The organism is Streptomyces sp. NBC_01497 (assembly GCF_036250695.1).
Lineage (GTDB): Bacteria > Actinomycetota > Actinomycetes > Streptomycetales > Streptomycetaceae > Streptomyces.
This window is the reverse complement of the sequence record NZ_CP109427.1, coordinates 1,156,766-1,181,740: the sequence shown is the minus strand read 5'-3', so window position 1 is coordinate 1,181,740 and position 24,975 is coordinate 1,156,766. Positions and strand designations below refer to the sequence as shown.

17 protein-coding genes and 1 pseudogene are annotated in these 24,975 nt (G+C 73.5%); 8 read left to right on the top strand and 10 right to left on the bottom strand.

What is annotated here, in order from left to right; all coding sequences use genetic code 11:
• Positions 1-40: 40 nt before the first annotated feature.
• From OG310_RS05190 to OG310_RS05180, 3 genes are all read right to left on the bottom strand, one after another.
• Complete coding sequence (locus OG310_RS05190) at positions 41-847, bottom strand: family 1 encapsulin nanocompartment shell protein (protein ID WP_329454682.1); 807 nt, start codon at positions 845-847, stop codon at positions 41-43.
• Positions 844-1,902 carry a Dyp-type peroxidase gene (locus OG310_RS05185; protein ID WP_329454681.1) on the bottom strand — a complete coding sequence of 353 codons (1,059 nt, stop codon included), beginning with the start codon at positions 1,900-1,902 and terminating at the stop codon, positions 844-846. Before OG310_RS05185 ends, OG310_RS05190 begins: the two co-directional genes overlap by 4 nt.
• Positions 1,903-2,016: 114 nt before the next feature.
• Positions 2,017-3,648: a bifunctional NAD(P)/FAD-dependent oxidoreductase/class I SAM-dependent methyltransferase gene (locus tag OG310_RS05180; protein ID WP_329454680.1), complete on the bottom strand. Its 1,632-nt coding sequence runs from the start codon at positions 3,646-3,648 to the stop codon at positions 2,017-2,019.
• A gap of 139 nt (positions 3,649-3,787) precedes the next feature.
• Here OG310_RS05180 and OG310_RS05175 point away from each other — a divergent pair, with 139 nt between their 5' ends.
• Entirely contained in the window at positions 3,788-4,387 is a 600-nt protein-coding gene (locus OG310_RS05175) for a helix-turn-helix domain-containing protein (RefSeq protein ID WP_329454679.1), read from the top strand.
• Positions 4,388-4,438: 51 nt separating this feature from the next.
• On the opposite strand, the gene OG310_RS05170 is transcribed toward OG310_RS05175, so the two are convergent.
• A complete protein-coding gene (locus tag OG310_RS05170; RefSeq protein ID WP_329454678.1) occupies positions 4,439-4,954 on the bottom strand; it encodes a hypothetical protein in 516 nt (171 codons plus the stop codon).
• Positions 4,955-5,077: 123 nt separating this feature from the next.
• On the opposite strand from OG310_RS05170, the gene OG310_RS05165 reads away from it, so the two are divergent.
• Positions 5,078-7,348, top strand: a complete 2,271-nt coding sequence (locus OG310_RS05165; RefSeq protein WP_329454677.1) for an FUSC family protein — start codon at positions 5,078-5,080, stop codon at positions 7,346-7,348.
• A gap of 122 nt (positions 7,349-7,470) precedes the next feature.
• Here the strand turns inward: OG310_RS05165 and pgm are convergent, their stop codons facing one another.
• Positions 7,471-9,111, bottom strand: coding sequence for a phosphoglucomutase (alpha-D-glucose-1,6-bisphosphate-dependent) (gene pgm, locus OG310_RS05160; protein ID WP_329454676.1), 1,641 nt, complete (start codon positions 9,109-9,111; stop codon positions 7,471-7,473).
• A 175-nt stretch (positions 9,112-9,286) separates the two neighbouring features.
• Here pgm and OG310_RS05155 point away from each other — a divergent pair, with 175 nt between their 5' ends.
• The gene (locus OG310_RS05155; protein WP_329454675.1) at positions 9,287-12,211 is read left to right on the top strand and encodes an FAD-binding and (Fe-S)-binding domain-containing protein; all 2,925 of its coding nucleotides are present in this window, start codon (positions 9,287-9,289) and stop codon (positions 12,209-12,211) included.
• A 120-nt stretch (positions 12,212-12,331) separates the two neighbouring features.
• Here the strand turns inward: OG310_RS05155 and OG310_RS05150 are convergent, their stop codons facing one another.
• The 3 genes from OG310_RS05150 to OG310_RS05140 form a co-directional block, all read right to left on the bottom strand.
• Entirely contained in the window at positions 12,332-13,699 is a 1,368-nt protein-coding gene (locus OG310_RS05150) for an L-fuconate dehydratase (RefSeq protein WP_329454674.1), read from the bottom strand.
• Between the two features lie 340 nt (positions 13,700-14,039).
• A complete protein-coding gene (locus OG310_RS05145; RefSeq protein ID WP_329454673.1) occupies positions 14,040-14,282 on the bottom strand; it encodes a hypothetical protein in 243 nt (80 codons plus the stop codon).
• 267 nt (positions 14,283-14,549) lie between these two features.
• Positions 14,550-14,960: a winged helix-turn-helix transcriptional regulator gene (locus tag OG310_RS05140; protein ID WP_329454672.1), complete on the bottom strand. Its 411-nt coding sequence runs from the start codon at positions 14,958-14,960 to the stop codon at positions 14,550-14,552.
• Positions 14,961-15,061: 101 nt separating this feature from the next.
• Between OG310_RS05140 and OG310_RS05135 the strand changes: the two genes are divergently transcribed.
• Complete coding sequence (locus OG310_RS05135; protein ID WP_329454671.1) at positions 15,062-15,913, top strand: alpha/beta fold hydrolase; 852 nt, start codon at positions 15,062-15,064, stop codon at positions 15,911-15,913.
• A gap of 390 nt (positions 15,914-16,303) precedes the next feature.
• Here the strand turns inward: OG310_RS05135 and OG310_RS05130 are convergent, their stop codons facing one another.
• On the bottom strand, positions 16,304-16,828 hold the full coding sequence (locus OG310_RS05130; RefSeq protein WP_329454670.1) for a DUF6790 family protein: 525 nt from the start codon (positions 16,826-16,828) through the stop codon (positions 16,304-16,306).
• Positions 16,829-16,884: 56 nt separating this feature from the next.
• Between OG310_RS05130 and OG310_RS05125 the strand changes: the two genes are divergently transcribed.
• From OG310_RS05125 to OG310_RS05110, 4 genes and pseudogenes are all read left to right on the top strand, one after another.
• Positions 16,885-17,334, top strand: coding sequence for a MarR family winged helix-turn-helix transcriptional regulator (locus OG310_RS05125; RefSeq protein ID WP_329454669.1), 450 nt, complete (start codon positions 16,885-16,887; stop codon positions 17,332-17,334).
• Positions 17,335-17,941: 607 nt separating this feature from the next.
• Positions 17,942-19,246, top strand: coding sequence for a M14 family zinc carboxypeptidase (locus tag OG310_RS05120; RefSeq protein WP_329454668.1), 1,305 nt, complete (start codon positions 17,942-17,944; stop codon positions 19,244-19,246).
• Positions 19,247-19,642: 396 nt separating this feature from the next.
• Positions 19,643-22,259: pseudogene (locus OG310_RS05115) on the top strand (AAA family ATPase).
• Between the two features lie 322 nt (positions 22,260-22,581).
• Entirely contained in the window at positions 22,582-23,565 is a 984-nt protein-coding gene (locus tag OG310_RS05110) for a pentapeptide repeat-containing protein (protein ID WP_329454667.1), read from the top strand.
• A 31-nt stretch (positions 23,566-23,596) separates the two neighbouring features.
• Here the strand turns inward: OG310_RS05110 and OG310_RS05105 are convergent, their stop codons facing one another.
• Positions 23,597-24,844 carry a D-alanyl-D-alanine carboxypeptidase family protein gene (locus tag OG310_RS05105; RefSeq protein ID WP_329454666.1) on the bottom strand — a complete coding sequence of 416 codons (1,248 nt, stop codon included), beginning with the start codon at positions 24,842-24,844 and terminating at the stop codon, positions 23,597-23,599.
• Between the last annotated feature and the right edge of the window lie 131 nt (positions 24,845-24,975).

Sequence of the window (24,975 nt, the reverse complement as noted above, 5' to 3'; positions counted from 1 at the left end):
CGGGCGCGACCGGCCGGCCCGCACACACGGCACGCGGTACTCAGGCTCCGTGCGGCGAGAGCGCGACGATCGCCTCCGACGTGTACGTCAGGAAGGTGAACGTCTCCTGGAAGTACAGCTGCACGCTCGTCGCGTCATGGCTCAGGTAGCCGATGGACACGTCCTGGCCGATCCGCAGCTCGAAGTCGCCGCCACGGGTCGCGAGGACGAACGCGCCGTCGATGGCGGGCGCCCAGATGATGTCGCCGTTCAGCACCCGGCTCAGGTGCTCGCGGATCGGGTAGCCGTGGTCCGACGTCTCGCTCACCAGGGTGTACGCGTCCGCGCTGAGCGCCACCGCGTAGGGCCCCCCGACACCGGCGAGCCGCAGCTCCGTGATGGCCTGGCTGATCGCGTTCGGGTAGTCGCGCGCGTCGGCGGGCAGCGCGAGCGGCGGGTTGGACGAGCTGGCCCTGATGCCCTCGATGCCGGCCGCCGCGTATCCCTCGAAGATCGCCCGGTCCTCGGCGTACGCGAGCTTGCGCGCCGCGTCCTTGACCGGGTCCCAGTCGGCGTCCTTCGCGCCGCGCTCCACGTCGTCGACCTGCTCGCGCGAGACCGTGAACGGGACCCGCAGCTCCACCAGCGGCTGGGCGCGGCGCAGATGTGCCCGCACGCCCTCGGCCGGCGGCTCCACCGTGTCCAGGTGGCCGGTGGCGACGGCGGCCAGTTCGGAGCCCCCGGGCTCGGGTACGTCAACGAGGCGGCGCGCCGCCACATGGCGCTTGAACGTACGCCGCGCCTCGTCCTCCAGGTCGGCCCAGGCCGCGGCGGAGACGGGGGCCAGTTCGCGGTGCAGATTGTTCACTTGGCGGTGCTCCTGTTCAAGTCTCCGATACCGAGGCTCCCGTCGGCGCTGACGCCTGCGGGAGCCTCGCTACGGGTGTGGGGTACGGGCGGTACGGGCCGCTCGGCCGTCGCGGACGACGGCGGATCGGGAAGGTCGTCGAGGAAGTCCCCGGACGGTGCGAAGAACAGCGTGCCGGTGACCGCCGTGGAGAAGTCCAGGATGCGGTCGTGGCTCGCGTCGGCGTTGCCGAGGAACATGTTGCGCAGCATCTGCTCCGTGACCTCGGGGGTGCGCGCGTAGCCGATGAAGTACGTGCCGAACTCGTCGTGGCCGGGACTGCCGAACGGCATGTTGTCGCGGAGGATCTGCAGTTCCTCACCGTCCGCGTCGGTCACCGTGTTCAGGGAGACGTGCGAAGCGGGCTCGTCCAGCTCGACGTTGGTGAGTTTGCGGCGGCCGATGACCTTCTCCTGCGCCTCCACGGGCAGTGCGTTCCAGGCGGGGAGGTCGTGCAGGTACTTCTGCACGATCACATAGCTGCCGCCCGCGAAGTCCGGGTCCTCGTCACCGACCAGGGTGGCCGTGGTGGCCGCCCTGCCCTCGGGGTTCTCGGTACCGTCCACGAAACCCATCAGGTCGCGCACGTCCCGGTACTTGAACCCCTGCACCTCGTCGACGAGCGTGACATGGCCCCGCAGCCGGTCCATGATCTCGGCGGCCAGGGCGAAGCAGAGGTCCTGCCGGGTCGCCCGGAGATGGAAGAGCAGGTCGCCCGGGGTGGCGGGGGCCCGGTGGCGCGGTCCGGTCAGCTCCACGAAGGGGTGCAACTCCGCGGGGCGGGGCCCGTCGAAGAGACGGCCCCACACCCGCGAACCGATGCTGACGACGCAGCTGAGCGCGCCGTCCGGCGATCCGAAGCCGTAGCTGCGCCGCAGGCCCGGCAGGTCCGCGAGCAGGTCGCGCACCGGTCCCTCACCGCCCTCGTCGACCGTGAGGACCAGGAAGATCGCCGCCGTGGTGAGCGGACTCAGCACCGGTTGCGGCTCCGGTGCGTCGGATGGTTCGGCCGTCAAATCCGCTCTCCTGTCTCATCGTGCCCAGGGTGCACGCCCTGCTCGCGGGTCTCCCCGCCCACTCGCGTGTTCCCGGCTCGGGCAGATCCTAAAGGCCCGTTCCGGCACCGCCACTCACTTCGTGACGCGACGCACGCGCACCGTGTTGTCCGTACGGGCCATCCGCGTGCCGTCAGGAGCGGTCTGGAGCCGCTCGTGGTCCTCGCAGCGCTCGACGCTCCACGCGCCGTCGGCCAGCCGCAGTTCCGCCAGGACCTCGGCCGGAGTGGGCAGCACCACGCCGGGGTGGCCGTGTTCCTCCCAGGGCGCGCCCCCGGAGTGGCCGGTGACCAGCAGTACCCCGCCCGGCGCGACGGCGGCGGCCGCACTGCGCAGGATGTCCTCGCGCGGCAGGCCGCCCGTCGAGTGCAGGAACTGCGCGGAGACCAGGTCGTACTCGCCCTCGGGGAACGTGTCGGCCAGGTCGTGCCACTGCCAGTCGATGAGGTCGCCCACCCCCGCCCGTGCCGCGTGCTCCGCGGCGCGCCCCAGCGCGACCCGCGAGATGTCGGCGGCCGTGACGTGCCAGCCGCGCCCGGCGAGCCACACGGCGTCCCCGCCCTCACCGCACGCGAGGTCGAGCGCCCGTCCCGGCGGCAGGTCACCGGCCTCCCTGACCAGCTCCGCGTTGGGCTCGCCGCTCCAGACGCGCCCGCTGCCCGCGTACCGCTCGTCCCAGAACTCCCGCATGTCCAGCGCCTCGCCGCCGCCGGGGGCATGAGGGCCCGGGTGGGTTCCGGCCGCCCTGCGGGCCGCGACCGCCTGGGACGTCCGGACGGCGACGAGGTCGGCGTTGATCGCCGCGCCCGCGCGCACGCCCGCCGCCGCCGCACCGATGACCTGCTCCGCGAGGGAGGTGACGTTGCCCGCCACCCACACGCCCGGGACATCCGTCGCTCCCGTCGCGTCGGACGGTACGTAGGTGCCGACGACGTGTCCCGCCACGACCTGCTCGGCCGACTTCAGGCCGAGGCCGGTGAGCAGGGCCGAGCGCGCCGTGAAGCGCGGCGCGACCGCCAGGGTGGCCCGGGGGACGACGCGGTCGCCGAGCCGCACCCCGGTGAGGCGGCCGTCCGTGACCTCAAGCCCCGTCACCTCGCCGTCCACGACCGTGATCCCGCATGCGGCGAGCTGCTCGTACGCCTCGTCACCGAAGTCCGCCGCGGTGTGCGTGAAGAGGGTCACATCGTCGCTCCACTGCCGCCACAGCAGCGCCTGGTGCACGGCGAGGGGGCCGGTGGCGAGGACCCCGACCGGAGTGTCCCGCACCTCCCAGCCGTGGCAGTACGGGCAGTGCAGCACGTCCTGGCCGAACCGCTCGGCGAGCCCCGGGACGTCCGGCTTCTCGTCGACCAGCCCGGTGGCGACCAGCAGGCGGCGCGCCACCACCTCGGTGCCGTCCTCGCACGCGAGAAGGAAGCCGTCCCCCTCCCGCGCGGGCAGCCGGCGGACCGCCGTGACGTTGCCGGTCACGACGGTGGCGCCATAGCTCTCCACCTCCGCCCGGCCGAGGGCGAGCAGTTCGGCCGGCGGCGTGCCCTCACGGCCGAGGTAGGTGTGGACGTGGGCGGCCGGCGCGTTGCGCGGCTCGCCGCCGTCGATCACCAGCACCGAGCGGCGGGCCCGCGCCAGGGCCAGCGCGCCGCCGAGACCGGCCGCGCCCCCGCCGATCACCACCGTGTCGTAATGCTCCGTACGCTCCCGCATGTCCCCGCTCCTTCGTCGCTCTGCCGGCATACGCCGTGCCGTCACTCGGCCGGCGTGATCGCGTCTCGCCGACAGGGGAGATGGTGGAACCGTGAGCGCGCGTTTGACAAAGGTTGTTGCCGAGTCGGCAAATGGAGACATGGCTGACGACGACCTCCTACAGGTGCTGACCGCCGTGGGGCCCCGGCTGCGGGAGCTGCGGCGGAAGCAGGGCATCACCCTCGCCTCCGTCAGCGAGACCACCGGTATCTCGCTGAGCACGCTGTCCCGGCTGGAGTCGGGCGGGCGCAAGCCGACCCTGGAGCTGCTCCTGCCCCTGTCGAAGGTGTACGGCGTGCCGCTCGACGAGCTGGTCGGGACGGTGAGCGCGGAGGATCCGCGCGTGCGGCCCCGGCCCTTCGTGCGGCACGGGATCACCTTTGTGCCGTTGACCCGGCACCTCGGCGGGCTCCTCGCGTACAAGCAGATCATTCCGCCGAGCCCCGCCGAGACGTGGGACAGGAAACTGGAGCAACGCGCCCACGAGGGCTACGAGTGGCTGTACATCCTGTCCGGGCGGCTGCGGCTCGCCCTCGGCGACCACGACCTCGTGCTGAGCGCGGGCGAGGCGGCCGAGTTCGACACCCACACCCCGCACGGGTTCGCCAACGTGGGGGAGCGGCCGGTCGAGTTCATCGCCCTGTTCGGGCGGCAGGGCGAGCGGATGCATGTCAGGGCGCGCCCGTCCGACCGCGGCTGACCGCGGGGCCGGCCCTCCCGGACGGCCGCCAGGGCGGCAAGGGCGGCCGGGTTACGGACGCACGACCATGAGCACGGCCACGACCACCCAGAGCAGGTTGAAGATCCCCGCCAGCATGGCGAGCCTGCCCGGCGCCGCGGGGACGGTCGCGGTGGCGCTCGCCGGCACGCCCGCGAGCGCTCCCTCGGCGGCCGGGGCGCCCGGCGCCGGCTCCGCCGCGGCCCCGTCGCCGCCCAGCGCGTCGAGCGCGCTCTGCTGCGCGGGCAGCAGGAAGACCAGGACGCCCGCCGCCAGCACGGTCAGCACGATCGACGCGATCAGCCAGGGCTTCCCGAGACCGCCGTGCATGCTCGCGAGGCCGAAACCGAAGACCGGCACCGCGAGGGAGACCACGGCGTACACCCGGCAGATCCGGCCGAGCACGCCCAGCGCGCCGCGCGCGCCCGCCGGGTCATCGCCCGCCAGCGCACGGCGCAGGACGGAGGGGAACATGCTCGACGCGACCATCACGGGACCGAGCCCGATCACCACGGCGAGGAGGTGCAGGACGAGGAGGAGTTTCGACATGGCCCCGAGGCTAAGGGGGCCATCCGGGGCCCTGGTGGCCGGGACTGCCCGCCTCGCGTCCGGGCAGGCGTGCGATGCTGGGACGAACTCTGACCATGGCCGGAAAGAGGGTGCGGGGAGAAGATGGCATCGACGCAGGGAGCCACGGGGCGGGCCAGGACCCGGCTCTGGGACCGCTTCTCCGCATCCGACCCCGGACTCATCCGGCTCATGGCCGCACTGCGCACGGTCGGCTCGATCGTGCTCACGCTCGGCGTGCTCGCCGCACTGCACACCCCCGTCCCGCACCTGGTCGCCGGTGCGATGGGCGCCATGGTGGGCACCTTCGCCATCCGGGAGAAGGAGCAGCGCAAGCAGGGCGTCACCCTCGCACTCGGCCTGGTCATGGCGCTCGTGTCGGTGTCGCTCGGTGCCCTGCTCGGCCATCAGATCATCCTCAGCGACCTGGTGTTCCTCGGGCTGATCTTCGGAGCCGTGTACGCCCGCAGATTCGGTGACCGCGGTTACACGATCGGTCTCTTCGGCTTCCAGTTCTACTTCGTGTCGCTGTTCGTGCACGCCACGCTCCCCGTGCTGCCGCAGCTGTGGCTGACCCTGGCCATCGCCTTCGCCTGCAGCGCGGTCTCCCGCTTCCTGCTGGTACGGCAGACGACGGCCGGCACGCTGAGCAGGCTGCGCACCGCCTTCCGCGCCCGCCTCGCCCAACTCGTCGCGATCCAGATCGACATGTTCGACGCGGCGCCCGAGGACCTGGAGAAGGTCCTCGTCGACCTGAGGCGGCACACCGCGCGGCTGCACGAGGCGGCGCTGATGATCCAGGGCAGGCTCGGTGACTCCCCCGAGGACGCGGCCCGCGCGGACGTCCTGCAACGCCGCATCGCCGACGCCGAGATCTCCGCGGAACGCCTCGGCATGCAACTGCTCAACGCCCGCAGCGCGGAACGCGCCGACACGCTCACCCTGCACCTGCCGAACGCGCCGGTGCCGCTCCAGCCCGCGACCGGCCGCCTGGGCGCCGACACCACGGTGATCCTGCGCCGCGACCTCAGGGCGCTGCACCTGCTGATCACCCGGCTCGGCCCCGAGTACCGCGGTACCGCGCAGAACCGCCTCACCAACCGGCTGCTCGGCTACCGCGACGAGGAGAACCTGCCGCCGGGCCCGCCCGCCGTGCAGGACGTCTTCCGCGGCATCGGCGAGGCGACGCACTCCGTGCTCGGCCTCAGGCTCGCCCTCGACGGACCGGGCGACGAGTCCGACGACACCGCCGAGGCGGCCAGGTCCCGCGAGGAGTTCGAGGCCGAGGCGGTCTCAGCGGGCAGCGCGGCCGAGATCGAGGAGACCGGGCTGAAGCGGCGCTCCACCCGGGCCGCCTTCCAGGTCTCCGCCGGGTCGGTGCTGGCGATGACCGGCGGCGAGTTCCTCTCCGACCAGCGGTGGTACTGGGCGGTCCTGACCTGCTGGGTCGTCTTTTTGAACACCTCGTCGACGGGCGAGATCCTGGTCAAGGGCTACCGGCGGCTCATCGGCACCATGTGCGGCGTGGTCCTCGGCGTCGCGCTCGCCGGCCTCGTGGGCAACCACACCTGGACCGCGTTCGGCCTCGTGCTGCTCTGCATCTTCGGCATGTTCTTCACGGCACCGCTGAGCTACGCGCTGATGTCCTTCTTCGTCACCGCCATGCTCGGCCTGCTCTACACACTGCTGCACACCTACAGCATCGCCCTGCTGGTCCTGCGTATCGAGGAGACCGCCCTGGGCGCCGCCTGCGGCGTCATCGCCGCCCTGGTCGTGCTGCCCGTCCAGACCGACCTGAGGACCGACCAACTGCTGATCACGGTGCTGCGGCGGCTCGACGCCGTGGCGTCGGCCGCCGTCACCCAGCTCAGCGGTGGGCCCACCGCCGACCTGCTCGACATGGCACGCGACCTCGACACCGCGCTGGACGACCTGCGCCGCTCCGTCCAGCCGCTCACCCATCCGTTCACACCGCTGCGCGAACGCCGGCAGACGGCCCGCTACCTGGTGGCGCTGCTGGAGAGCTGCGCCTACCACGCCCGTGCGCTGGCCGCGACCGCCGAAATCGTCCCGTACAGCAAGCGGATCGCCACCGATCCCCGGCTGGCAAGGGCCGGGGACCGTATCGCCCACAACATCGCCGTCCTCGTCGCGCGCGTCGCCGACGAACAGGCCGAGGGCGAGGTCGTGTCGGGCGCCAGCATCGCCTCCATGCTGGAGGAGACCGACCCCGCGGCCCTGCGCAGCGGAACGGTCACCTTCCGGGTGCTGAGGCACCTGCAGCGCCTGGACGAAGGGGTGATCGGCCTGGCCCGTCCACTCGACGTGCCGGTGACCACGCCCGACGACCACCGCCCCCGGGCGAGCGCGGCCTGACGGGCCGACCCGCGCCGGCAAAGGGGCGCCCTCCGGCCGGCCGCTCGGCGCCTCAGGCGCCAACCGTCCGGCCGGGCACCGGCGACGATGCGCGCACCGCGCCCGCACCGGCGCACGCTCCGTCAGGAGCCGAGAGCCGCCGCGACCACGCCCTTGGCCTCCTCCTGGACGCGTGCCAGGTGGTCGGGGCCCTGGAAGGACTCTGCGTAGATCTTGTAGACGTCCTCCGTGCCCGAGGGGCGGGCCGCGAACCACGCGGTCTCGGTGGTGACCTTGATGCCGCCGATCGCCGCGCCGTTGCCCGGGGCCTCGGTGAGCACCCCGGTCACCGGCTCGCCCGCGAGCCGGTCCGCCGAGACCTGCTCGGGCGAGAGCTTCGCGAGGACGGCCTTCTCCTCACGGGTGGCGGGCGCGTCGATGCGCGCGTACGCGGGCTCGCCGAACCGGCCCGTCAGCTCCCCGTAGTGCTCCGACGGCGTCCGGCCCGTCACGGCGAGGATCTCCGAGGCCAGCAGCGCCAGGATGATGCCGTCCTTGTCCGTCGTCCACACCGAGCCGTCCCTGCGCAGGAACGACGCGCCGGCCGACTCCTCACCGCCGAATCCGATCGATCCGTCCACCAGCCCGTCCACGAACCACTTGAAACCGACCGGTACCTCCACGAGGCGCCGCCCCAGGTCCGCCGCGACCCGGTCGATCATCGAGGACGACACCAGCGTCTTGCCGATCCCCAGCCCGGCACCCCATCCGTCGCGGTGCCCGTACAGGTACTGGATCGCCGTGGCCAGGTAGTGGTTCGGATTCATCAGGCCCGCGTCGGGAGTGACGATGCCGTGCCGGTCGGAGTCCGCGTCGTTGCCGGTGGCGATCTGGAACCTGTCCCGCTGCTCGATCAGCGACGCCATCGCGTACGGCGAAGAACAGTCCATACGGATCTTGCCGTCCCAGTCCAGCGTCATGAACCGCCAGGTCGGGTCGGCCAGCGGATTGACGACGGTCAGATCGAGCCGGTGCTCCTCCGCGATCCGCCCCCAGTACGCGACGGACGCCCCGCCGAGCGGGTCGGCCCCGATCCGCACGCCCGCCGCGCGAACCGCGTCGAGGTCCAGGACCGACGGAAGGTCCGCCACGTAGGTGCCCAGGAAGTCGTACGTCCCCGTCGTGTCGGCGGCCAGCGCGCGCGTGTACGGCACGCGCCGCACGTCCTTCATGCCCGCCGCGATGATGTCGTTGGCCCGGTCCTGGATCCAGCCCGTGGCCTGCGAACCGGCCGGCCCGCCGCTCGGCGGGTTGTACTTGAATCCGCCGTCGGCCGGGGGGTTGTGCGACGGCGTCACCACCACGCCGTCGGCGAAGCCGGCGCTCAGGCCCCGGTTGTGGGTGAGGATCGCGTGCGAGACCGCCGGCGTCGGCGTGTACCCGTCCGCCACGTCGATCAGCAGGTCCACCCCGTTGGCCGCGAACACCTCCGTCGCCGTCACCTTCGCGGGCTCCGAAAGCGCGTGGGTGTCGGCGCCCAGGAACAGCGGCCCGTCCGTGCCCTGACGGGCCCGGTACTCGCAGATGGCCTGGCTGGTCGCCGCGATGTGGTCCTCGTTGAACGCCGTCGCGAAGGACGAGCCGCGATGGCCCGACGTCCCGAACGCGACACGCTGGTCAGGCTCCTCGGGGTCCGGGTGCAGCGCGTAGTACGCGGTCACCAGCCGGGCCACATCCGTGAGGTCCCCCGGCTCGGCCGGCCGGCCCGCTCGCTCGTGTGCCATCTGCCCACTCCTCCGTCTCGGTCGTCCCGCGGTCGATCTCTTGCCACATCCTCTCAAGCCATGCCCCCACCAGGCATGCTCTTGTCCGGGAGCGGGGCGGACCGTGTGATGAAGACCTGCCCGGGCGGGTGGCTGACGCGTGCCCGCCGGGGTACGAAAGAGTCGGAGGACACCTGTGACCACGCACCCTGACCGCGATCCCCACCGCCACGATCCCCCCGCTCACGGCTTCCGCCCCGAGGCACTCGCCGACGCGTTGCGGCGGGCCGGTGTCGCCGAGGTGGACCCGGCCGTCCGGCGCCGCGCCGAGTACTCCTCGGACGCGTCGAACTACCGCGTCGTGCCGTCCGCCGTGGCCTTCCCCCGGCACACCGACGAGGTCGCCGCCGCGCTCGACGTGTGCCGGAGCCTCGGCGTGCCGCTCACCGCGCGCGGCGCCGGCACCTCCATCGCGGGCAATGCCGTCGGCACCGGCCTGGTGCTCGATTTCTCGCGGCACATGGACCGGGTACTGGCGCTCGACCCCGAGGCCCGCACCGCCGAGGTCCAGCCGGGCGCCGTGCTCGACTCCATCACCGCCGCAGGGGCGCCGTACGGACTGCGGTTCGGCCCCGACCCCTCCACGCACGCGCGCGCCACCATCGGCGGGGCCATCGGCAACAACGCCTGCGGCTCCCGCGCGCTCGCGTACGGCAGGACCGCCGACAACGTCGTGGATCTCGACGTGCTGACCGGCTCCGGGCTGCGCCTCACAGCCCGCGCCGGGTCCCTGGGCGCCGCCGCCCGGCCGCCCGCCGCCGCGGACCCGGCGGCCCCCCTGCTGGGGTCTCTCGACGCGCTCGTACGCGACCGGCTCGCCCTCATCCGCACCGAGTTCGGCCGCTTCCGCCGCCAGGTGTCCGGATACAGCCTGGAGCACCTGCTGCCGGAGAACGGCGGGAACCTCGCGAAGTTCCTCGTCGGGACGGAAGGCACCCTCGGGGTGGTCCTCGGGGCCACCGTGGCCCTGGTCGAGGCGCCCCGGCACACCGCCCTCGCCGTCCTCGGCTATCCCGACATGGCGGAGGCGGCCGACGCCGTGCCCGCCCTGCTGCCCCATCACCCCGTCGCCCTCGAAGGCATGAACGCGCGCCTCGTCGACGTCGTACGGGCACGGCGGGGCGCCGCCGCCGTGCCCGACGTCCTCCCGGGCGGCGGCGGATGGCTCTTCGCCGAGACCGCCGGGGACACCGCGGCCGAGGCGCAGGACGCAGCCCGGCGCCTCGCCGGGGCGTCCGGCTGCCTGGACTCCGCCGTGGTCTCGGGCGCCGCCGCCCGCGCGCTGTGGAGCATCAGGGAGGACGGCGCCGGCCTCGGCGGCCGGACCCCCGCGGGCGAGCCGGCCTGGCCCGGCTGGGAGGACTCGGCGGTGCCGCCGGACCGGTTCGGCCGGTACGTGCGCGAACTCGCGGCGCTGATGGGCCGGCACGACCTGGACGGCCTGATGTACGGGCACTTCGGCGACGGCTGCCTGCACGTACGCATCGACTTCCCGCTCGCCGGGCGCCCCGCCGTGCTGCGCGAGTTCGTCACCGAGGCAGCGGAACTGGTGGGCCGGCACGGCGGATCGGTCTCCGGCGAACACGGCGACGGCCGTGCCCGCGGTGAACTGCTGAGCCGGATGTACGGCCCGGACGCGCTCGCCGTCCTCGCGGGCGTCAAGCACCTGTTCGACCCGGACGACCTGCTCAATCCCGGCGTGATCGTGCGGCCGAGGCCGCTCGACGCCGACCTCAGGGTGCCTGACGCCACGCCCCGGCCGGCGCGTGGGGCCTTCGCCTATCCGCACGACGGGGGCGACTTCACCACGGCCGTGCACCGCTGCGTCGGGGTCGGCCGCTGCCGGGCGGACACCACCGGTGGCGGGGGAGTGATGTGCCCGTCCTTCCTCGCCACCAGGGACGAGAAGGACTCCACCAGGGGCCGGGCCCGTGTCCTGCAGGAACTCGTCAACGGCACCCTGGTGAAGGACGGCTGGCGATCGGCCGAGGTCGCGGACTCCCTCGACCTGTGCCTCGCCTGCAAGGGCTGCGCGAGCGACTGCCCGGCCGGCGTCGACATGGCGACGTACAAGGCCGAAGTCCTCCACCGGCGCTACCGGCACCGGCTGCGGCCCGCCGCGCACTACGCGCTCGGACAACTGCCGCGCTGGGCCCGGCTCGCCGCGCGCGCTCCCCGGCCGGTCAACGCGCTCATGGGCTTTCCGCCGCTCGCCGCACTCGCCGGGCGTGCCGCCGGCATCGACGCCCGGCGACCACTGCCGCGCCTCGCCGAACGGACCTTCCGCTCGTGGTTCGCCGCCCGTCCGGAGACCGCGGGCACCCCCGTCACCCTCTGGGTGGACACCTTCACCGACCACTTCACCCCGCACGTCGGCCGCGCGGCCGTCCGCGTCCTGGAGCACGCCGGATACCGTGTCCGGATCCCCGAAGGCCCCGTCTGCTGCGGCCTCACCTGGATCACCACCGGCCAACTCGACGGGGCGCGGGCCCAGTTGCGTCGGACCCTGCGAGCCCTTGAGTCGTCCGTCGCGTCCGGTGTTCCGGTCGTCGGCCTCGAACCCTCCTGTACGGCCGTCCTGCGCGGCGACCTCACCGATCTGCTCCCCGACGACCCGCGGGCGGCCGCGACCGCGGCCGCCACCCGCACCCTGGCCGAACTGCTCACGGCGACGCCCGGATGGTCCCCGCCCGATCTGAGCGGGGTGCGGGGGGTGGCGCAGCCGCACTGCCACCAGCACGCCGTGCTCGGCTGGGACAAGGACGGGGAACTCCTGCGCGCCGCGGGCGCGTCCGTCGACGCGGTGGGAGGCTGCTGCGGGCTCGCCGGCAACTTCGGTGTGGAGAAGGGTCATTACGAGGTGTCGGTGGCCGTCGCCGAGACCGCGCTGCTGCCCGCGGTGCGCCGTGCCGGCGAGGCGGCCGTGGTGCTCGCCGACGGCTTCTCCTGCCGCACGCAGCTCGACCACCTCGCGCAACGCCGTGGCATCCATCTCGCGGAGCTGCTCGCGGAGCACCTGCCGGGCGACGGCGCGGAGCCGGCCGGCGAAGCGGCACGCTGATGTGATGTCCCGTCAAGCAGACCGCCACACACCTTCCGTGCTCGGTCGGGTTGCCGGCGGGAACGTGGTGTGTCCGGTGAGGCGCGCGGCCGGCGGGCACGCGCACCCCACCGGGGTCCCTCAGGCGCCGTCGGTCGGCCGTGCGCCCCGCGCCGCGCGGCCGGCCCAGACCGGGCCGTCCGGGTAACGGAACTCCTTGAGTGTGTCCTCGCGCATCTCCGCGCCGAAGCCGGGAGCCGTGGGCGCCGCGTAGTTGCCGCCGACGATGCGAACCGGGGCGGTGAAGTGCTCGTGCAGATGGTCCACGTACTCGATGACCCGGTCCTGTGTGGTGCCGGAGACGGCCACGAAGTCGAACATCGACAGGTGCTGGACCATCTCGCACAGCCCGACCCCGCCCGCGTGCGGGCACACCGGGACGCCGAACTTCGCGGCGAGCAGCAGGACCGCGATGTTCTCGTTCACGCCACCGACCCTGGCCGCGTCGATCTGCACCACGTCGACCGCCCCGGCCTGCAACAGCTGCTTGAAGACGACCCTGTTGGCGATGTGCTCGCCGGTCGCGACCTTGATCGGCGCGACGCCGCGCCGCACCGCGGCATGGCCCAGCACGTCGTCGGGCGAGGTCGGCTCCTCGATCCAGTACGGCGCGTACGGCGCGAGCCGGCGCATCCACTCCACGGCGGGGGCGACGTCCCAGCGCTGGTTGGCGTCGACGGCGATGCGGATCCCGTCGCCCACCGCCTCACGGGCGACCCTCATCCGCCGTACGTCGTCCTCGACGGACCCGCCGACCTTGAGCTTGATCTGCGTGAAACCGTCGGCGACGGCCTGGCGGGCCAGCCGGGCCAGCTTCTCGTCGGAGTACCCGAGCCAGCCGGGTGTAGTGGTGTACGCCGGGTAGCCCTCTGCCAGCAGCCGTGCGACGCGCTCCTCGCGGCCCGGCTCCGCGGCCACCAGGATCTCCAGCGCCTCGTCCCTGGTCAGAGCATCGCTGAGGTACCGGAAGTCGACCAGGTCCACGAGTTGTTCCGGGCTCATCTCGCCCAGCAGTCGCCACAGCGGTTTGCCCGCCCGGCGGGCGGCGAGGTCCCACGCGGCGTTCACCACCGCGCCGATGGCCATGTGCATGACGCCTTTTTCGGGACCGAGCCAGCGCAGTTGCGAATCGTGCACCAGGTCGCGGGAGAAACCTCCGAGGTCTGCGCACAGTTCCTCGACGGAACGGCCCACGACCTGCGGTGCGAGTACCTCGATGGCCTTGGCCTGCACGTCGTTGCCGCGGCCGATGGTGAAAGCGAGGGCGTGGCCCTCGATCCCGTCGGCGGCGTCGGTACGCAGCACCACGTAGGCAGCCGAGTAGTCGGGCTCGGGGTTCATCGCGTCCGAGCCGTCCAGCTGCTCGGAGGTCGGGAACCGGATGTCCAGCACGGCGAGTTCCGTCACACGAGCGGACGCTGGGAGGGACGGCGACGAGGCAGGCGGCATGACAACACTCCAGACGAGGCGGAGGCGCGGCGGTTCGTGGGGCCCCCTCGGCCGGTGTCAGCGTAGAGGGCCATACATCCAATGTCTAGCAAGAGATTGGATGTATGACATCGAAGCTTTTCCCCGAAAATGCCATGACCTGGCCTTTCTCAGTATTTCTACGCCGACTCACACTGATACATGGGATGTGTGGTGTGTCGTGTGGGGATCGCCGAGTCCGACAGGGTGACCCGCAAGCCCACCGGGCCGGCTGCCGGGCGGCGCCCCACGCCGTCGCGCCCCACGGATCGGCGGATCATGGCTCGGCCCCCCACGACTCGGCGCGCCCCACGGGCCTCGCTCACGCGGGGCGGGTGCGGACGCCCCTGCCGCCGGAGACGATGAGGTTGTCGCCCGTGATGGAGCCGGCTTCGTCGGAGGCGAGGGCGGAAGGCGACGGCTCCGGCGACGCGTTCGCGTGCTTCGACGCCGCCGTGGCGCCGTGGCGGCCCGGCTTCGTCGGAGGCGACGGCTCCGGCGACGCGTTCGCGTGCTTCGACGCTGCCGTGGCGCCGTGGCGGGAGGACGACGGGCGCGTTGACATCCGCGGCCTGTACGACCGGGGCCTGGCGACGGTCCGCGGCCAAGGAGCCTTGCGCCGCCGGAGGCTCGGCTCCCGTGTCGCCGACCGCCACGCTTCGACTCGACCCGGCCGGCTGCCGCGAGCGCCACGCGGCCGGGTGCGGGATCAACCGCCTCACAAGGCACCGCGCTCTCGCGATGCCTTGTGAGGGCAAGCGGACGGTCCGCTACGAGGTGGACCGTCCTCGTCGCAGCCATCAGCGAGCGGCTGTGACCATCGATCTTCCGGTCACGTCTGTCGGGCCTCGGCGAGCCGGTTGCTGCGGTCGATCTCCGGCATGTGTGTCTCGGCCCAGACCCGCAGGGCGGACAGCGGCCTTTCGAGGGACAGGCCGAGTTCGGTGAGTCGATAGTGGACGGCGGGCGGCACTGTGGGTTCCACCCGGCGCGTGACCAGGCCATCACGGACCAGACTCTGCAGCGTGACAGACAGCATCTTCTGTGAGATGCCCGGAATGCGACGCCGAAGTTCCGCGAACCGGAGCTCGCCGGGATCCGTCCCGGCCAACACCTTGACCACCATCGACGTCCACTTGGTGCCGATACGGTCGAGCAACTGGCGGGTCGGGCAGCGCGGGTCCAGCAGATCACCGCGCTCACCGGATCGCCGACCGGCTTCGCCGGGCACGGACGTGGTCACCCGGGGCTCACCACCTGAGGGGAAAGTGCCGTCTTGGAAGCACCAGGCTAGTTCCCTAGCGTGACCTTGTCACCATTCCTCACCACGCCTGGAGTCCCTCCATGCCCGAACTGATACGGGTCCCTGTCAACGGTGTCGAACTCAACGTCGCCCTCGCCGGATCCGGCCCGGCCGTCCTGCTCCTGCATGGCTTCCCGCATACCTGGGAGCTGTGGACGGACATCATGGCCGACTTGTCCGACCGCTACCGCGTCATCGCGCCGGACCTGCGCGGATTCGGCGCGAGCAGCCCGGCCGCCTCCGGGTATGACGCCGGCACCCTGGCCGAGGACGCCGCAGCGCTTCTCACCGAACTCGGCGTGTCTTCCGCCGCGGTCGTGGGTATCGACGCGGGTACCCCGGCGGCGTTCCTCCTCGCCCTGCGCCACCCCGGTCTCGTCCGACGCCTGGTCGTCATGGAGTCCGTGCTGGGCGGGCTACCGGGCGCCGAGGACTTCCTTGCCGGCGGGCCGCCGTGGTGGTTCGGCTTCCATACCGCCGCGCCCGGCCTCGCCGAGACCGTACTGGAAGGCCACGAGGCCGACTACATCGACTGGTTCCTGCACACCGGCACGCTCGGCGACGGAGTGCCCGCCGCCATCCGGGACGCCTTTGTCCACGCGTACACGGGCAGGCGCGCGTTGAGCCGCGCGTTCTCGTACTACCGGGCCCTGCCCGAAAGCGCACTGCAGATCTCGCAGGCCGTCACCACCGCCCGCCTGACGGTGCCGACTTTGGCGCTGGGCGCCCATCCTGTCGGCACCGCACTGGAACGCCAACTGGGCCCCGTCGCCGACGACCTCACCGGACACGTCATCGAGGACTGTGGCCACATCATTCCACTGCACCGACCGAACGCCCTGCTCATGCTGTTGCGTCCGTTCCTGGCCGGTGGGGACGCGATTGCCGCGTGACCGGGGCGACCGCCGACATGCGATACACGCCCTGGTGCCGTGGCCGGAAAGGCCCACCGGTTCGCGACGCCCGGCAGGGCACCTCTCCCCGTGCCTTCCAGATGACCCGTCACCGACACCCCGCACTCGGGCACGGGTTGCTCCCGCCCCGGGGATCCCCGGGGCTACCGGGGCGGAGCGTGGTAATCGGTCGACCGGCGCGTTTCCGCACGTCGGGCAGGAGGTGCGGTTCTGCGAGGCTCCGGAACCAGCCACCCCTGCGAACTCGGCCTGCCGCAGGCGGCGGGAGCGCGCCGCCGGGCGGGCCGGCATGCCGGTCCCGGGAGGGACGGCGGCCGGTCACGGCCGCCGGTTCGCCCTGCCGGATGATCCCCGGCAGGGCGGACGCGCTCAGGCGGCCGAACCGGCGGTGCGGCCGCAACCCGGGACGGTGCGGTGGAGGTCCCGGGCGGCAAGGGCGATCATGACGGCGGGAATGAGGAGGTCGTTGGCGAGGATGCCGCCCGTGTTCCCGGCGGCGTGGTCGCCGTTGGCGAACCACTGGTGGACGTGGCCGATCACCGCTCCCCACAGGAACGCGGCAGCCGCCAGCCCGCTGGTGAGGCGCTCGCGGGGCGGCGCGGACGCGGCGCGGAAGCCCAGCACGGCGAGGCCGAGGTTGGCGAAGGCGATCTCGAACTGGAACGGCGAGTGGGCGAAGCCGATGGTGTCGGCCATGCCGTCAGGGAGCGCCAGGAACGAGATCGTGATCCACAGACTCCCGATGCCGAGGGCGCCGAAGGACCACCAGCGCTGCCAGACCTCAGCCGCGGGCCGGTCGGGGCTGCGGCGGCATGTCAGCAGTGCTCCGAGAGCGGGCGCCAGCATGAACAGGAGCGGGAACGTGGTCCGGACCGCGTACGGGAGAGTGTCCATGCATCGAGTGTTGTATGGTTAATATTAACCATGCAAGTATCCGATAGGGTGGACCCATGGACGAAGGACTGGCAGAGCTCCTGTACCGCGTGGTCATGCTGATGGGCGAGGCGGCCCGGCGCCGCTCCGGCCCGGACCGGCGCCTCTCCCACAGCCAACTGCGTCTGCTGGGCACCCTTGAGGAGATCGAGCCCGCCACCCAGCACCAGCTCGCCCAGGCCCTGGGCCTGTCCGACCCCGCCATCAGCCGCTCCTTGCGCCCCTTGGAGGCGGAGGGGTACGTGGCGATCGGCGTCGACCCCGCCCACGCCCGCCGGCGCCTGGTCACCCTGACCCCGGCGGGCCAAAAGGCATTCCTGGCCGAGGGCAGGCCCCTGGAGGAGGAGCTGCGCACCGTCCTCCAGCAGGCCGGCTTCCCCTACGACCGCTACCTCGCCGACACCCACCGGCTCGCCGCACTGCTGGCACCCGGAGAACCACGGCGCACGACGAAAACAGCGCTCTGACCACAAGGGTTCGCCGCGGTGCGTGACGTGCTGATGCGCGGTCGCGCGGGTGGATCTGGCCCGGCGTCGGTGACGGTGCCGGTCCACCCCCACATGACCGGATTCGCGCCGGACCACCGCAAGGCATCTGTGGGTGAGTTCTTCGGCCCTCCGGTGGCATGCCGCCTGCGCGGTGCCGGGCCCGGACGAGGACGCTGGATCGTCGAGAGCGCCGTCGGCGACGCCCGGCGGCTCGGTGCGGCGGATCGCGCACCGCGATCCGTCGATGGCCCGGTGGGGCGGGAGGCTCGTCGGAGATCCGAAGGAAGTGCCGTCGTCGGCGTACATGAGCCGCCGGGCCGCAGCCACCGGGAGGCCGGGGAGGTGGGAGCAATGGCGGCCGAGCGCGTTGGCGGAGCCCCGCACCGCGCACCCCGGTCGCACGCCCGTCAGGGCGTTGTGCGCCCTCTCGCGCGCCCCTGAACCGCCGGGTTCACCCCAAAGACTCGCAAAGTCGGGCGTCCCGCGTGACGGCCAGTGTTGACGCCGTGCCATCCAGTGACTGACTATCTCACGGTGCACGGCGGGCCGGGGCCGCGCATCTGGAGGATCGACAGATCGGAACGCTGTGCCGTCGCGCTATCCCACCGTCGGTGAACTGACCGCACGCGCCGGAGCGCTGGCCGCCGCGTATCCCGGGCGCGCCAGACTGCGCCGCATCGGCCACTCGCGCGGCGGCGAACCACTGACGCTGCTCACCGTGGGCAGCGGCCCACGGGACGTCCTCGTGGTCGCCGGGCCGCACGCGAACGAACCGGTGGGCGGCGCCACCGCCCTGCGGCTCGCCGAACACCTCGTCGCCGCGGCGCCCGACGACGGGCCCGGCGCCGCGGCCTGGCACCTGCTGATCTGCCTCGATCCCGACGGCGCCCGCCGCAACGAGCGCTGGCTGGACGGGCCGATGACCTTCGGGCACCACTTCCGGCGCATGTTCCGTCCCAACTTCTACGAGCAGCCCGAGTGGCTGCACGCCCGCTCCGAGGCCGAACTCCTCCCGGAGACACGGGCGCTGGTCGACCTCCAGGACGAGATAAGACCCTTCCTGCAGTTCTCCCTGCACGGCGTCGACATCGGCGGCAGCTTCGTCCAGCTGACCAGGTCGCTGCCCGGCATCGAGGAGCCGCTCGCCCGTTCCGCCGCGGATCTCGGCATACCCCTCGAACTCTGCCCGTTCGACGCGTTCTTCTGGCCGAGCCCCGGCACCGGCGTCTTCGACATGCCGCCGCCCAGCAGGCGCGACCAGTTCACCGCGGCGCTCTCCTCCAGTCACGCCTCCACCTGGTACCACCCGTACCGGTACGGCACGGTGACCGCGATCGTCGAGGCGCCCATGTGGGCCGCCGACGAGATAACCGACGCCTCCCCGCACCCCGACCCGCAGGGGGCGATGACGGGAGTGGCCGGTCTGACGGAGCGGGACGCCGAGTTCCTCGCCGAGATGGCCGACCGCGTCCGGCCCCAAGTGCCGGTCCACGTCGCACCGCTGCTGCGCACCGTGGACGAGTTCCAGCGCAGTTGCCCCTCGCTCGTCGCCGAGTGGGGCCCCGAGTCCTTCGCCGCCTTCCCGGGCGGGCTCGCCGGGTTCAACCGTGCGCAGGTCCTCGCACTGACTATCGCCGCCCGCCGCCTCGTGCTGCGCACCGCCGGCATGCTGTTCCAGACAGTGGAGGCCTGCGGCCCGGCCGCGTACGACGTACGGGACAGGCTGGACCGGTTCCTGACGGCCCGCTGTGCGGTGTTCGAGCAGCGCTGCAGCCCCCGCTGGATCCCCGTCCAGGACCAGGTGGAGCATCAGTTCCGGGTGGCACGGGCCGCCTTCGCGCTGGCCGCGGCCGGCGCGCCCGTGAACGGGCCCGCTTCGGTCCGGGCCTGACGCGGCCGCAGCCCTGCCCCGCCGGGCTGTCGACGTGTGTGCGTGTGCCCGTACGAGCCGCACCGGTGCGTCCGGGCCGCGAGCGCGCCCGTCCCGTGCGCGAGCCGCACCAGCGCTGCCGGCCCGTCCGGTGGGTCCGGCAGGTCCGACGGCTCCCCGTCCCCGGCGCGGACGCCGGGTCCTGGGCGCCCGGCGCGAGCGCGGCCGGGCACACTACTCCGCCGGGCACGTCCTCGCACGCGACCCGCCGCAGAACGCGGTAAATGAGGCGGATCACTGCCCGGGAACAGTCCACACGGCTACCCTCGACTCCTCACGGTTCGAGAAGTGTGGTGCGCACGCGGGAGAAGGAGGAGGCGGGTGGATTTCCGGTCCTCTCTCCCCTGCGACCTCTCCCTGCTGGAACGCGAGCCCGAACTCGCCGCCGCCGCGCAGGCCGTGCGCGCGCTCTGCGGTGAGACCTCTTCTGACGCCCGTCCCACCGGCGGTGTCCTCGTCTACCGGGGCGGCGCGGGACTCGGCAAGACGGCGCTGCTCGCGGAGGTCCGCAGGATCGCGGGGGAGCGCTGTGTGGTGTGGTCGGCGCGCGGCGGCGAGACACTGTCGTCCGTGCCCTTCCATGTGGCGCGCCAGCTCCTGCAGCCCGCGCTCACCGCGGGACCCGACGAACTGCTCGGCGAGTGGTACGCGATCGCGGGCCCCGCGCTCGGCGTCGCGCCGCCCGGCGCGCAGTACGGGGACCCGCAGGGCGTCAGGGACGGTCTCGACGTCCTCGCCCGCGGCCTCGCCGACGCCTACGGCCCGCTGGTGCTGCTCGTCGACGACGCCCAGTGGGCGGACCTGGAGACGCTGTCCTGGCTCGCGTCCTTCGCCCGCAGGCCCGGCCCCGACCTGCCCGTGCTGCTCGTCGTCGCGTACCGCACCGAAGGCGTCGCGGGTGTCGCGGCCGACCTGCTGGAGACCGTCGGCGAGGCCGCCAGGCTGCGCGCCACACTGAAGGCCCTCACCGCCGACGCCGTAGGCGGGCTCGTCAGGACGGTCCTCGGCCCGCGTGCCGAGCCCGCGTTCTGCCAGGAGGTCTGGGCCGTCACCAGGGGCAACGCGTACGAGACGGTGGAGCTGCTGGCCCGGGCGCGGGACAGCGGTCTTGACCCGGTGGGCGGGTCCGCGCCCGCGCTGCGCGACCTCGGGGCCTCGACCCGCGGCACCGGGCTGGTCCGGCGCCTGGCCGAACTCGGCACCGCCACGATCCAGTTCGCCCGTGCCGTCGCCGTCCTCGGCACCGGAGCCTCCTTGCGCACCGCGAGGACCCTGGCCGGTATGAGCCGGGCCGAGGCCGAGGAATGCGCCGAACGGCTGCGCGCGGGGGCGGATACTCCTCGGCACGGATCCCCTGGAGTTCGTGCACCCGCTGATCGCCGGGGCCGTGTACCTCTCGATCCCGCCCGCCACCCGCACCGCGCTGCACGGCCGCGCCGCCTGGGCGCTCACCCGCGGCGGAGGGGGAGCCGCCGCCGCTGCCCCGCACCTCTTCGAGGTGCACCCGGACGGCGACCCCGAACTCGTCCAGCAACTGCGTGACGCCGCCGCGGAACACCTCGCCGTCGGCGCGCCGGGCGCCGCCCGCCGCTGCCTCGAACGCGCCCTGGAGGAACCGCCGCTGCCCGCCGTGCGCGCCGAGGTGCTGTACGAGCTCGGCTGCGCGTCGCTCCTGACCGCCCCCGCCACCACGGTGGGCCACCTCCGCGCCGCCCTCGAAACCCCGGGACTGGCCGGCGGTCACCGCGTCGACGCCGTCCTGCGGCTCGCCCAGGTCCTCGCTCACGACAACCGGAGCGCCGAGGCGGTCCGGATGGTCACGGCGGAGGCCGAGGTGTGCCTGCCCGGGCCGTTCAAGGACCGCCTGACCGCCGCCCGTTTCCTCTGGGAGGGCGTCCAGGCGGCCGAGGACGACGCGGCTCTGCGCTCGCGTCGGCTCGCCGAGGCCACCGAGCATCTCCAGGGCGCCGACAGCACGGAGCGCGTGCTGCTGACGTTGCGCGCCTTCGACGCCGCTGTGCGCGGGGAGAGCGCCCGGCTGGCGGTGGCGACCGCGGAACGCGCCCTGTCCGAGGGCCGCCTCGCGCCCGGCCTGCGCTGGACCGACACCGAGTGGAGCTTCGAGGTTCCGGCGATGCTGGGCCTGACGTACGCCGTCACGGACCGGCTCGACCGGGCCGAGGCGCTGTTCAACGAGGCGCTGCACGCGTTCGACCTCTCCGGCTGGAGCGGCGGGCACCTCGCGTTCGCGCATGCCATGGCCGGGTACGTGCACCGCAGACGCGGCCGGCTCGCGGAGGCCGAGGCATACCTGCGGCAGGGCATCCGGCTCGCCGAAGGCCTCGGCAGCGACCTGCCCGTGCACGGGGAGGCGGTGTGCGTGCTGATCGACACCCTGCTCGCCCGCGGCCACGTCGAGCGCGCCGCCGCCTGCGCCGAGCGCTACGGCTTCGCCCCGCCGTACTCGACCACGATGCTCCTGCCCGACGCGGCGTGCGTGCACGGCAGGCTGCTGCTCGCGCTCGGCCGCACCGAGGAGGCCGTCATCGAACTGGAGGCCGCGGGCCGCTCGCTCACCGCGCGCGGCCGGCACAACGTCGTCGTCGGTCCCTGGGCGCTGGACCTGGCGCGCGCGGTCGCCGGGACGGAGCCGGACCGGGCGGCCGAACTCGTCGGCTACGCAGGCCGCGAGGCCGAGCGGTTCGGGACCCGCACCGCCGTCGGCTCGGCATACCTGTGCGCCGCCTCCCTGCGCGAGGGGTCCGGCCGGATCGCGCTGCTGGAACAGGCCGTCGCGCACCTGGAGGCGTCGCCGTGCGGGTACGAACTCGCGCAGGCGCGGATCGAGTACGGCATCGCCGCGGGGTTCGCGGCCGAACTGGGCCTCGGCCTTGAGCTCGCGGAGCGCTGCGGTGCCGACGGCCTCGCCGCGCGGGCCAGGGGAGCGCTGGACTCCGACCGGCTCCGGCACTGACCGCTCCCGCACCGCGCGGCCCGGGACCGACCCGCTTCCGCTCCCGCACCGACCCGCCCGGCCCCGGCTCACCCGCCTCCTGGCGGCCCCGGCGCTCACTGGCCCCCGCTCCCTGGCCCCCGCTCCCTGGCCCCCGCTCCCTGGCCCCCGCTCCCTGGCCCGCGCCCACTGGCCCGCGCCCACTGGCCCGCGCCCACTGGCCCGCGCCCACTGGCCCGCGCCCACTGGCCCGCGCCCACTGGCCCGCGCCCACTGGCCCGCGCTCGCAGGTCCGCGCTCAGGGCCCCGGCACTGACCCGGCCCGCTGACGTACCCTCGGGCGATGCCCTCCTCCCCGGACGATCCGCAGGTCGAAGCCGTGGCCCCGGCCTTCGTGCCCGGGCCCGCCGAGCCGGTGGCCCCGCGACGCGAGCCCGCACCCGTCGACGTACCGGATCCGGTCCGTCTGCCCGCCTCCGGTCCTGGCGCGCCACCGGAGCTGAGAGCGGACTGCGCGTCCTGCTTCGGCCTGTGCTGCGTTGCGCTGTCCTTCTCCGCCGCCGCGGGATTCCCCTCGGACAAGGACGCGGGCGAACCCTGCACCCACCTCGGAAAGGACTTCGGCTGCACCGTCCACCGGGAGCTGAGGCCGCGCGGCTACGCGGGCTGTGCGGTGTACGAATGCTTCGGAGCGGGCCAGAAGATATCCCGCCACACCTTCGGCGGGAGTGACTGGCGGCAGGCGCCGGGGACCGCCCGGGCCATGTTCGCCGTGCTGCCCGTCATGCGGCAGCTCCAGGAACTGCTGTACCACCTCGCACACGCGCGCTCCCTGCCCGCCGCGCGGACGCTGCGCGCGGAACTCGCCGAGGTGTACGAGCGGACCGAGCGGCTGACCCTCGCGGACGCCGACGCGGTGCTCGCCACGGACGTCGCCGCGCACCGCGCCGGGGTGGTGGGCCCGCTGCTGGGGCGCGTGAGCACGCTCGTCCGGTCCGAGGCGCTGCGCGGGCGGCCGGGCAGCGCGGGCCGCCGCGGCAAGCGGAACCGGCGTGGCGCCGACCTGTTCGGCGCGCGGCTCGCGGGGGCCGATCTGTACGCCGCCGATCTGCGGGGCGCGTGCCTGGTCGCGGCCGACCTGCGGGGAGCCGATCTGCGTTCGGCCGACCTGATCGGTGCCGACCTGCGGGACGCGGAGCTGGCCGGCGCCGATCTCACGGACACCCTCTTCCTGACCCAGGCTCAACTGGACGCGGCGAAGGGCGACCGCGCGACCGCGCTGCCGCCCTCCTTGAGCCGCCCGGCCCACTGGCCGGACCGCTCCTGACGTCCGTCGCACCGCGCGGCGGGCGCCCCGGTCAGCTCGCGGGCGTACGGCGCCGGCCGGCACGCCGTACGAGCATCACCCCCGCACCCGCGAGCAGTGCGGCGCCCACCAGGACCGCCGGCACCAGCACACCGGCCGGCAGCCCCGCGCTCGCGGTCCCCGCCTCGGCGCGGTGCCGCACGGGCTCCGCGGCGGCCGAGGCGGCGTGCCCGGGCCGGCCGCGGTCCGCACCCGCCGCCTGCGGTGGGGGTGCCGGCGCCAGCGAGCCCACCGGGGTGGCGTGGCCGTCGGCGTCGAAGCCCCAGTCGAGCAGGTGGCGCGCCTCGTCGTAGACCGCGTCGAGGGCGCCCGACTGCGGGTTCATCACCGTGACCAGCATCGTCCTGTTCCCGTGCCGGGCCGCGGCGATCAGGGTGTTGCCCGCGTGCGTGGTGTAGCCGTTCTTCACCCCGATCATGCCGGGGTACGTCTGGACCCCGTGGGCGCCGCTGAGCAGGCGGTTGGTGTTCTGGATGCCGAAGCTCGCGCCCCGCTCGCCGGGGAACTGGGCGTCGGAGGTGGCGGCGTAGGACGCGAACTGGGGGTTGGCGAGGCCCGTACGCCCGAACACGGCGAGGTCGAACGCCGACGAGACCTGCCCCGGTGTGTCGTAGCCGTCGCAGGAGACCACGTGGGTGTCGAGCGCGCCGAGCTGCCGCGCCCTGCGCTGCATCTGGGTGACCGTGGAGTCCCAGCCGCCGTTCATCGAGGCCAGCACGTGCACGGCGTCGCTGCCCGAGCTCAGGAAGACGCCCCGCCACAGGTCGGCCACCTGGTATGAGAGACCCGCCTCGACGCCCACCATGCTGCTGCCCTCGCCGATGCCGGACAGGTCGGCCTGGGTGACGGTGTGCCGGGACTGGGCCGGCAGGTGCGGCATCGCGGTGACCGCGAACAGCGTCTTGAGGGTGGAGGCGGGCGGCAGCTTGCGGTGCGCGTCGTGCGCGGCGAGCACGTCACCCGAGTCGGCGTCGGCGACCAGCCAGGACAGGGCCGAGATGTCGTCGGGCGGCGCGGGGGTGCCCGGGGCCGGCCGGGCCTGGGTGCCGCTGTCGTAGAGCCCCGAGCTGTCGACGTACGCGGGCGCCGGAGCGGGCGGGAGAGGGTCGGTGCGGATGTGCGCGGGCAGGGACCGGGGGCCGGCGGTGGCCGGGGAGGCCGCCGGCAGCAGGACCAGCAGGCCGGTGGCGAGGGCCGCCGTCCCGGTGAGCGCGGTGCGCGTCGCGGATCTGATGATCATTCAGTCACGGTAGGAACGGTACGGTGCGCGCGCACCGCCACGTGCGCCGACCGGAGGTATGGCCCCGCGGAACACGGGGCCACCCGGATGACGCACGGCCAGGCGAGGAGGGCGCGGCCCGCCGGCGAGCC

Bases quoted from the DNA above. Each gene is read 5' to 3' on its own strand.
- OG310_RS05180 (WP_329454680.1), bottom strand. From the start codon at position 3,648: ATGCGGGAGCGTACGGAGCATTACGACACGGTGGTGATCGGCGGGGGC.
- OG310_RS05175 (WP_329454679.1), top strand. From the start codon at position 3,788: ATGGCTGACGACGACCTCCTACAGGTGCTGACCGCCGTGGGGCCCCGG.
- OG310_RS05170 (WP_329454678.1), bottom strand. From the start codon at position 4,954: ATGTCGAAACTCCTCCTCGTCCTGCACCTCCTCGCCGTGGTGATCGGG.
- OG310_RS05165 (WP_329454677.1), top strand. From the start codon at position 5,078: ATGGCATCGACGCAGGGAGCCACGGGGCGGGCCAGGACCCGGCTCTGG.
- pgm (WP_329454676.1), bottom strand. From the start codon at position 9,111: ATGGCACACGAGCGAGCGGGCCGGCCGGCCGAGCCGGGGGACCTCACG.
- OG310_RS05150 (WP_329454674.1), bottom strand. From the start codon at position 13,699: ATGCCGCCTGCCTCGTCGCCGTCCCTCCCAGCGTCCGCTCGTGTGACG.
- OG310_RS05145 (WP_329454673.1), bottom strand. From the start codon at position 14,282: ATGTCAACGCGCCCGTCGTCCTCCCGCCACGGCGCCACGGCAGCGTCG.
- OG310_RS05135 (WP_329454671.1), top strand. From the start codon at position 15,062: ATGCCCGAACTGATACGGGTCCCTGTCAACGGTGTCGAACTCAACGTC.
- OG310_RS05130 (WP_329454670.1), bottom strand. From the start codon at position 16,828: ATGGACACTCTCCCGTACGCGGTCCGGACCACGTTCCCGCTCCTGTTC.
- OG310_RS05125 (WP_329454669.1), top strand. From the start codon at position 16,885: ATGGACGAAGGACTGGCAGAGCTCCTGTACCGCGTGGTCATGCTGATG.
- OG310_RS05110 (WP_329454667.1), top strand. From the start codon at position 22,582: ATGCCCTCCTCCCCGGACGATCCGCAGGTCGAAGCCGTGGCCCCGGCC.
- OG310_RS05105 (WP_329454666.1), bottom strand. From the start codon at position 24,844: ATGATCATCAGATCCGCGACGCGCACCGCGCTCACCGGGACGGCGGCC.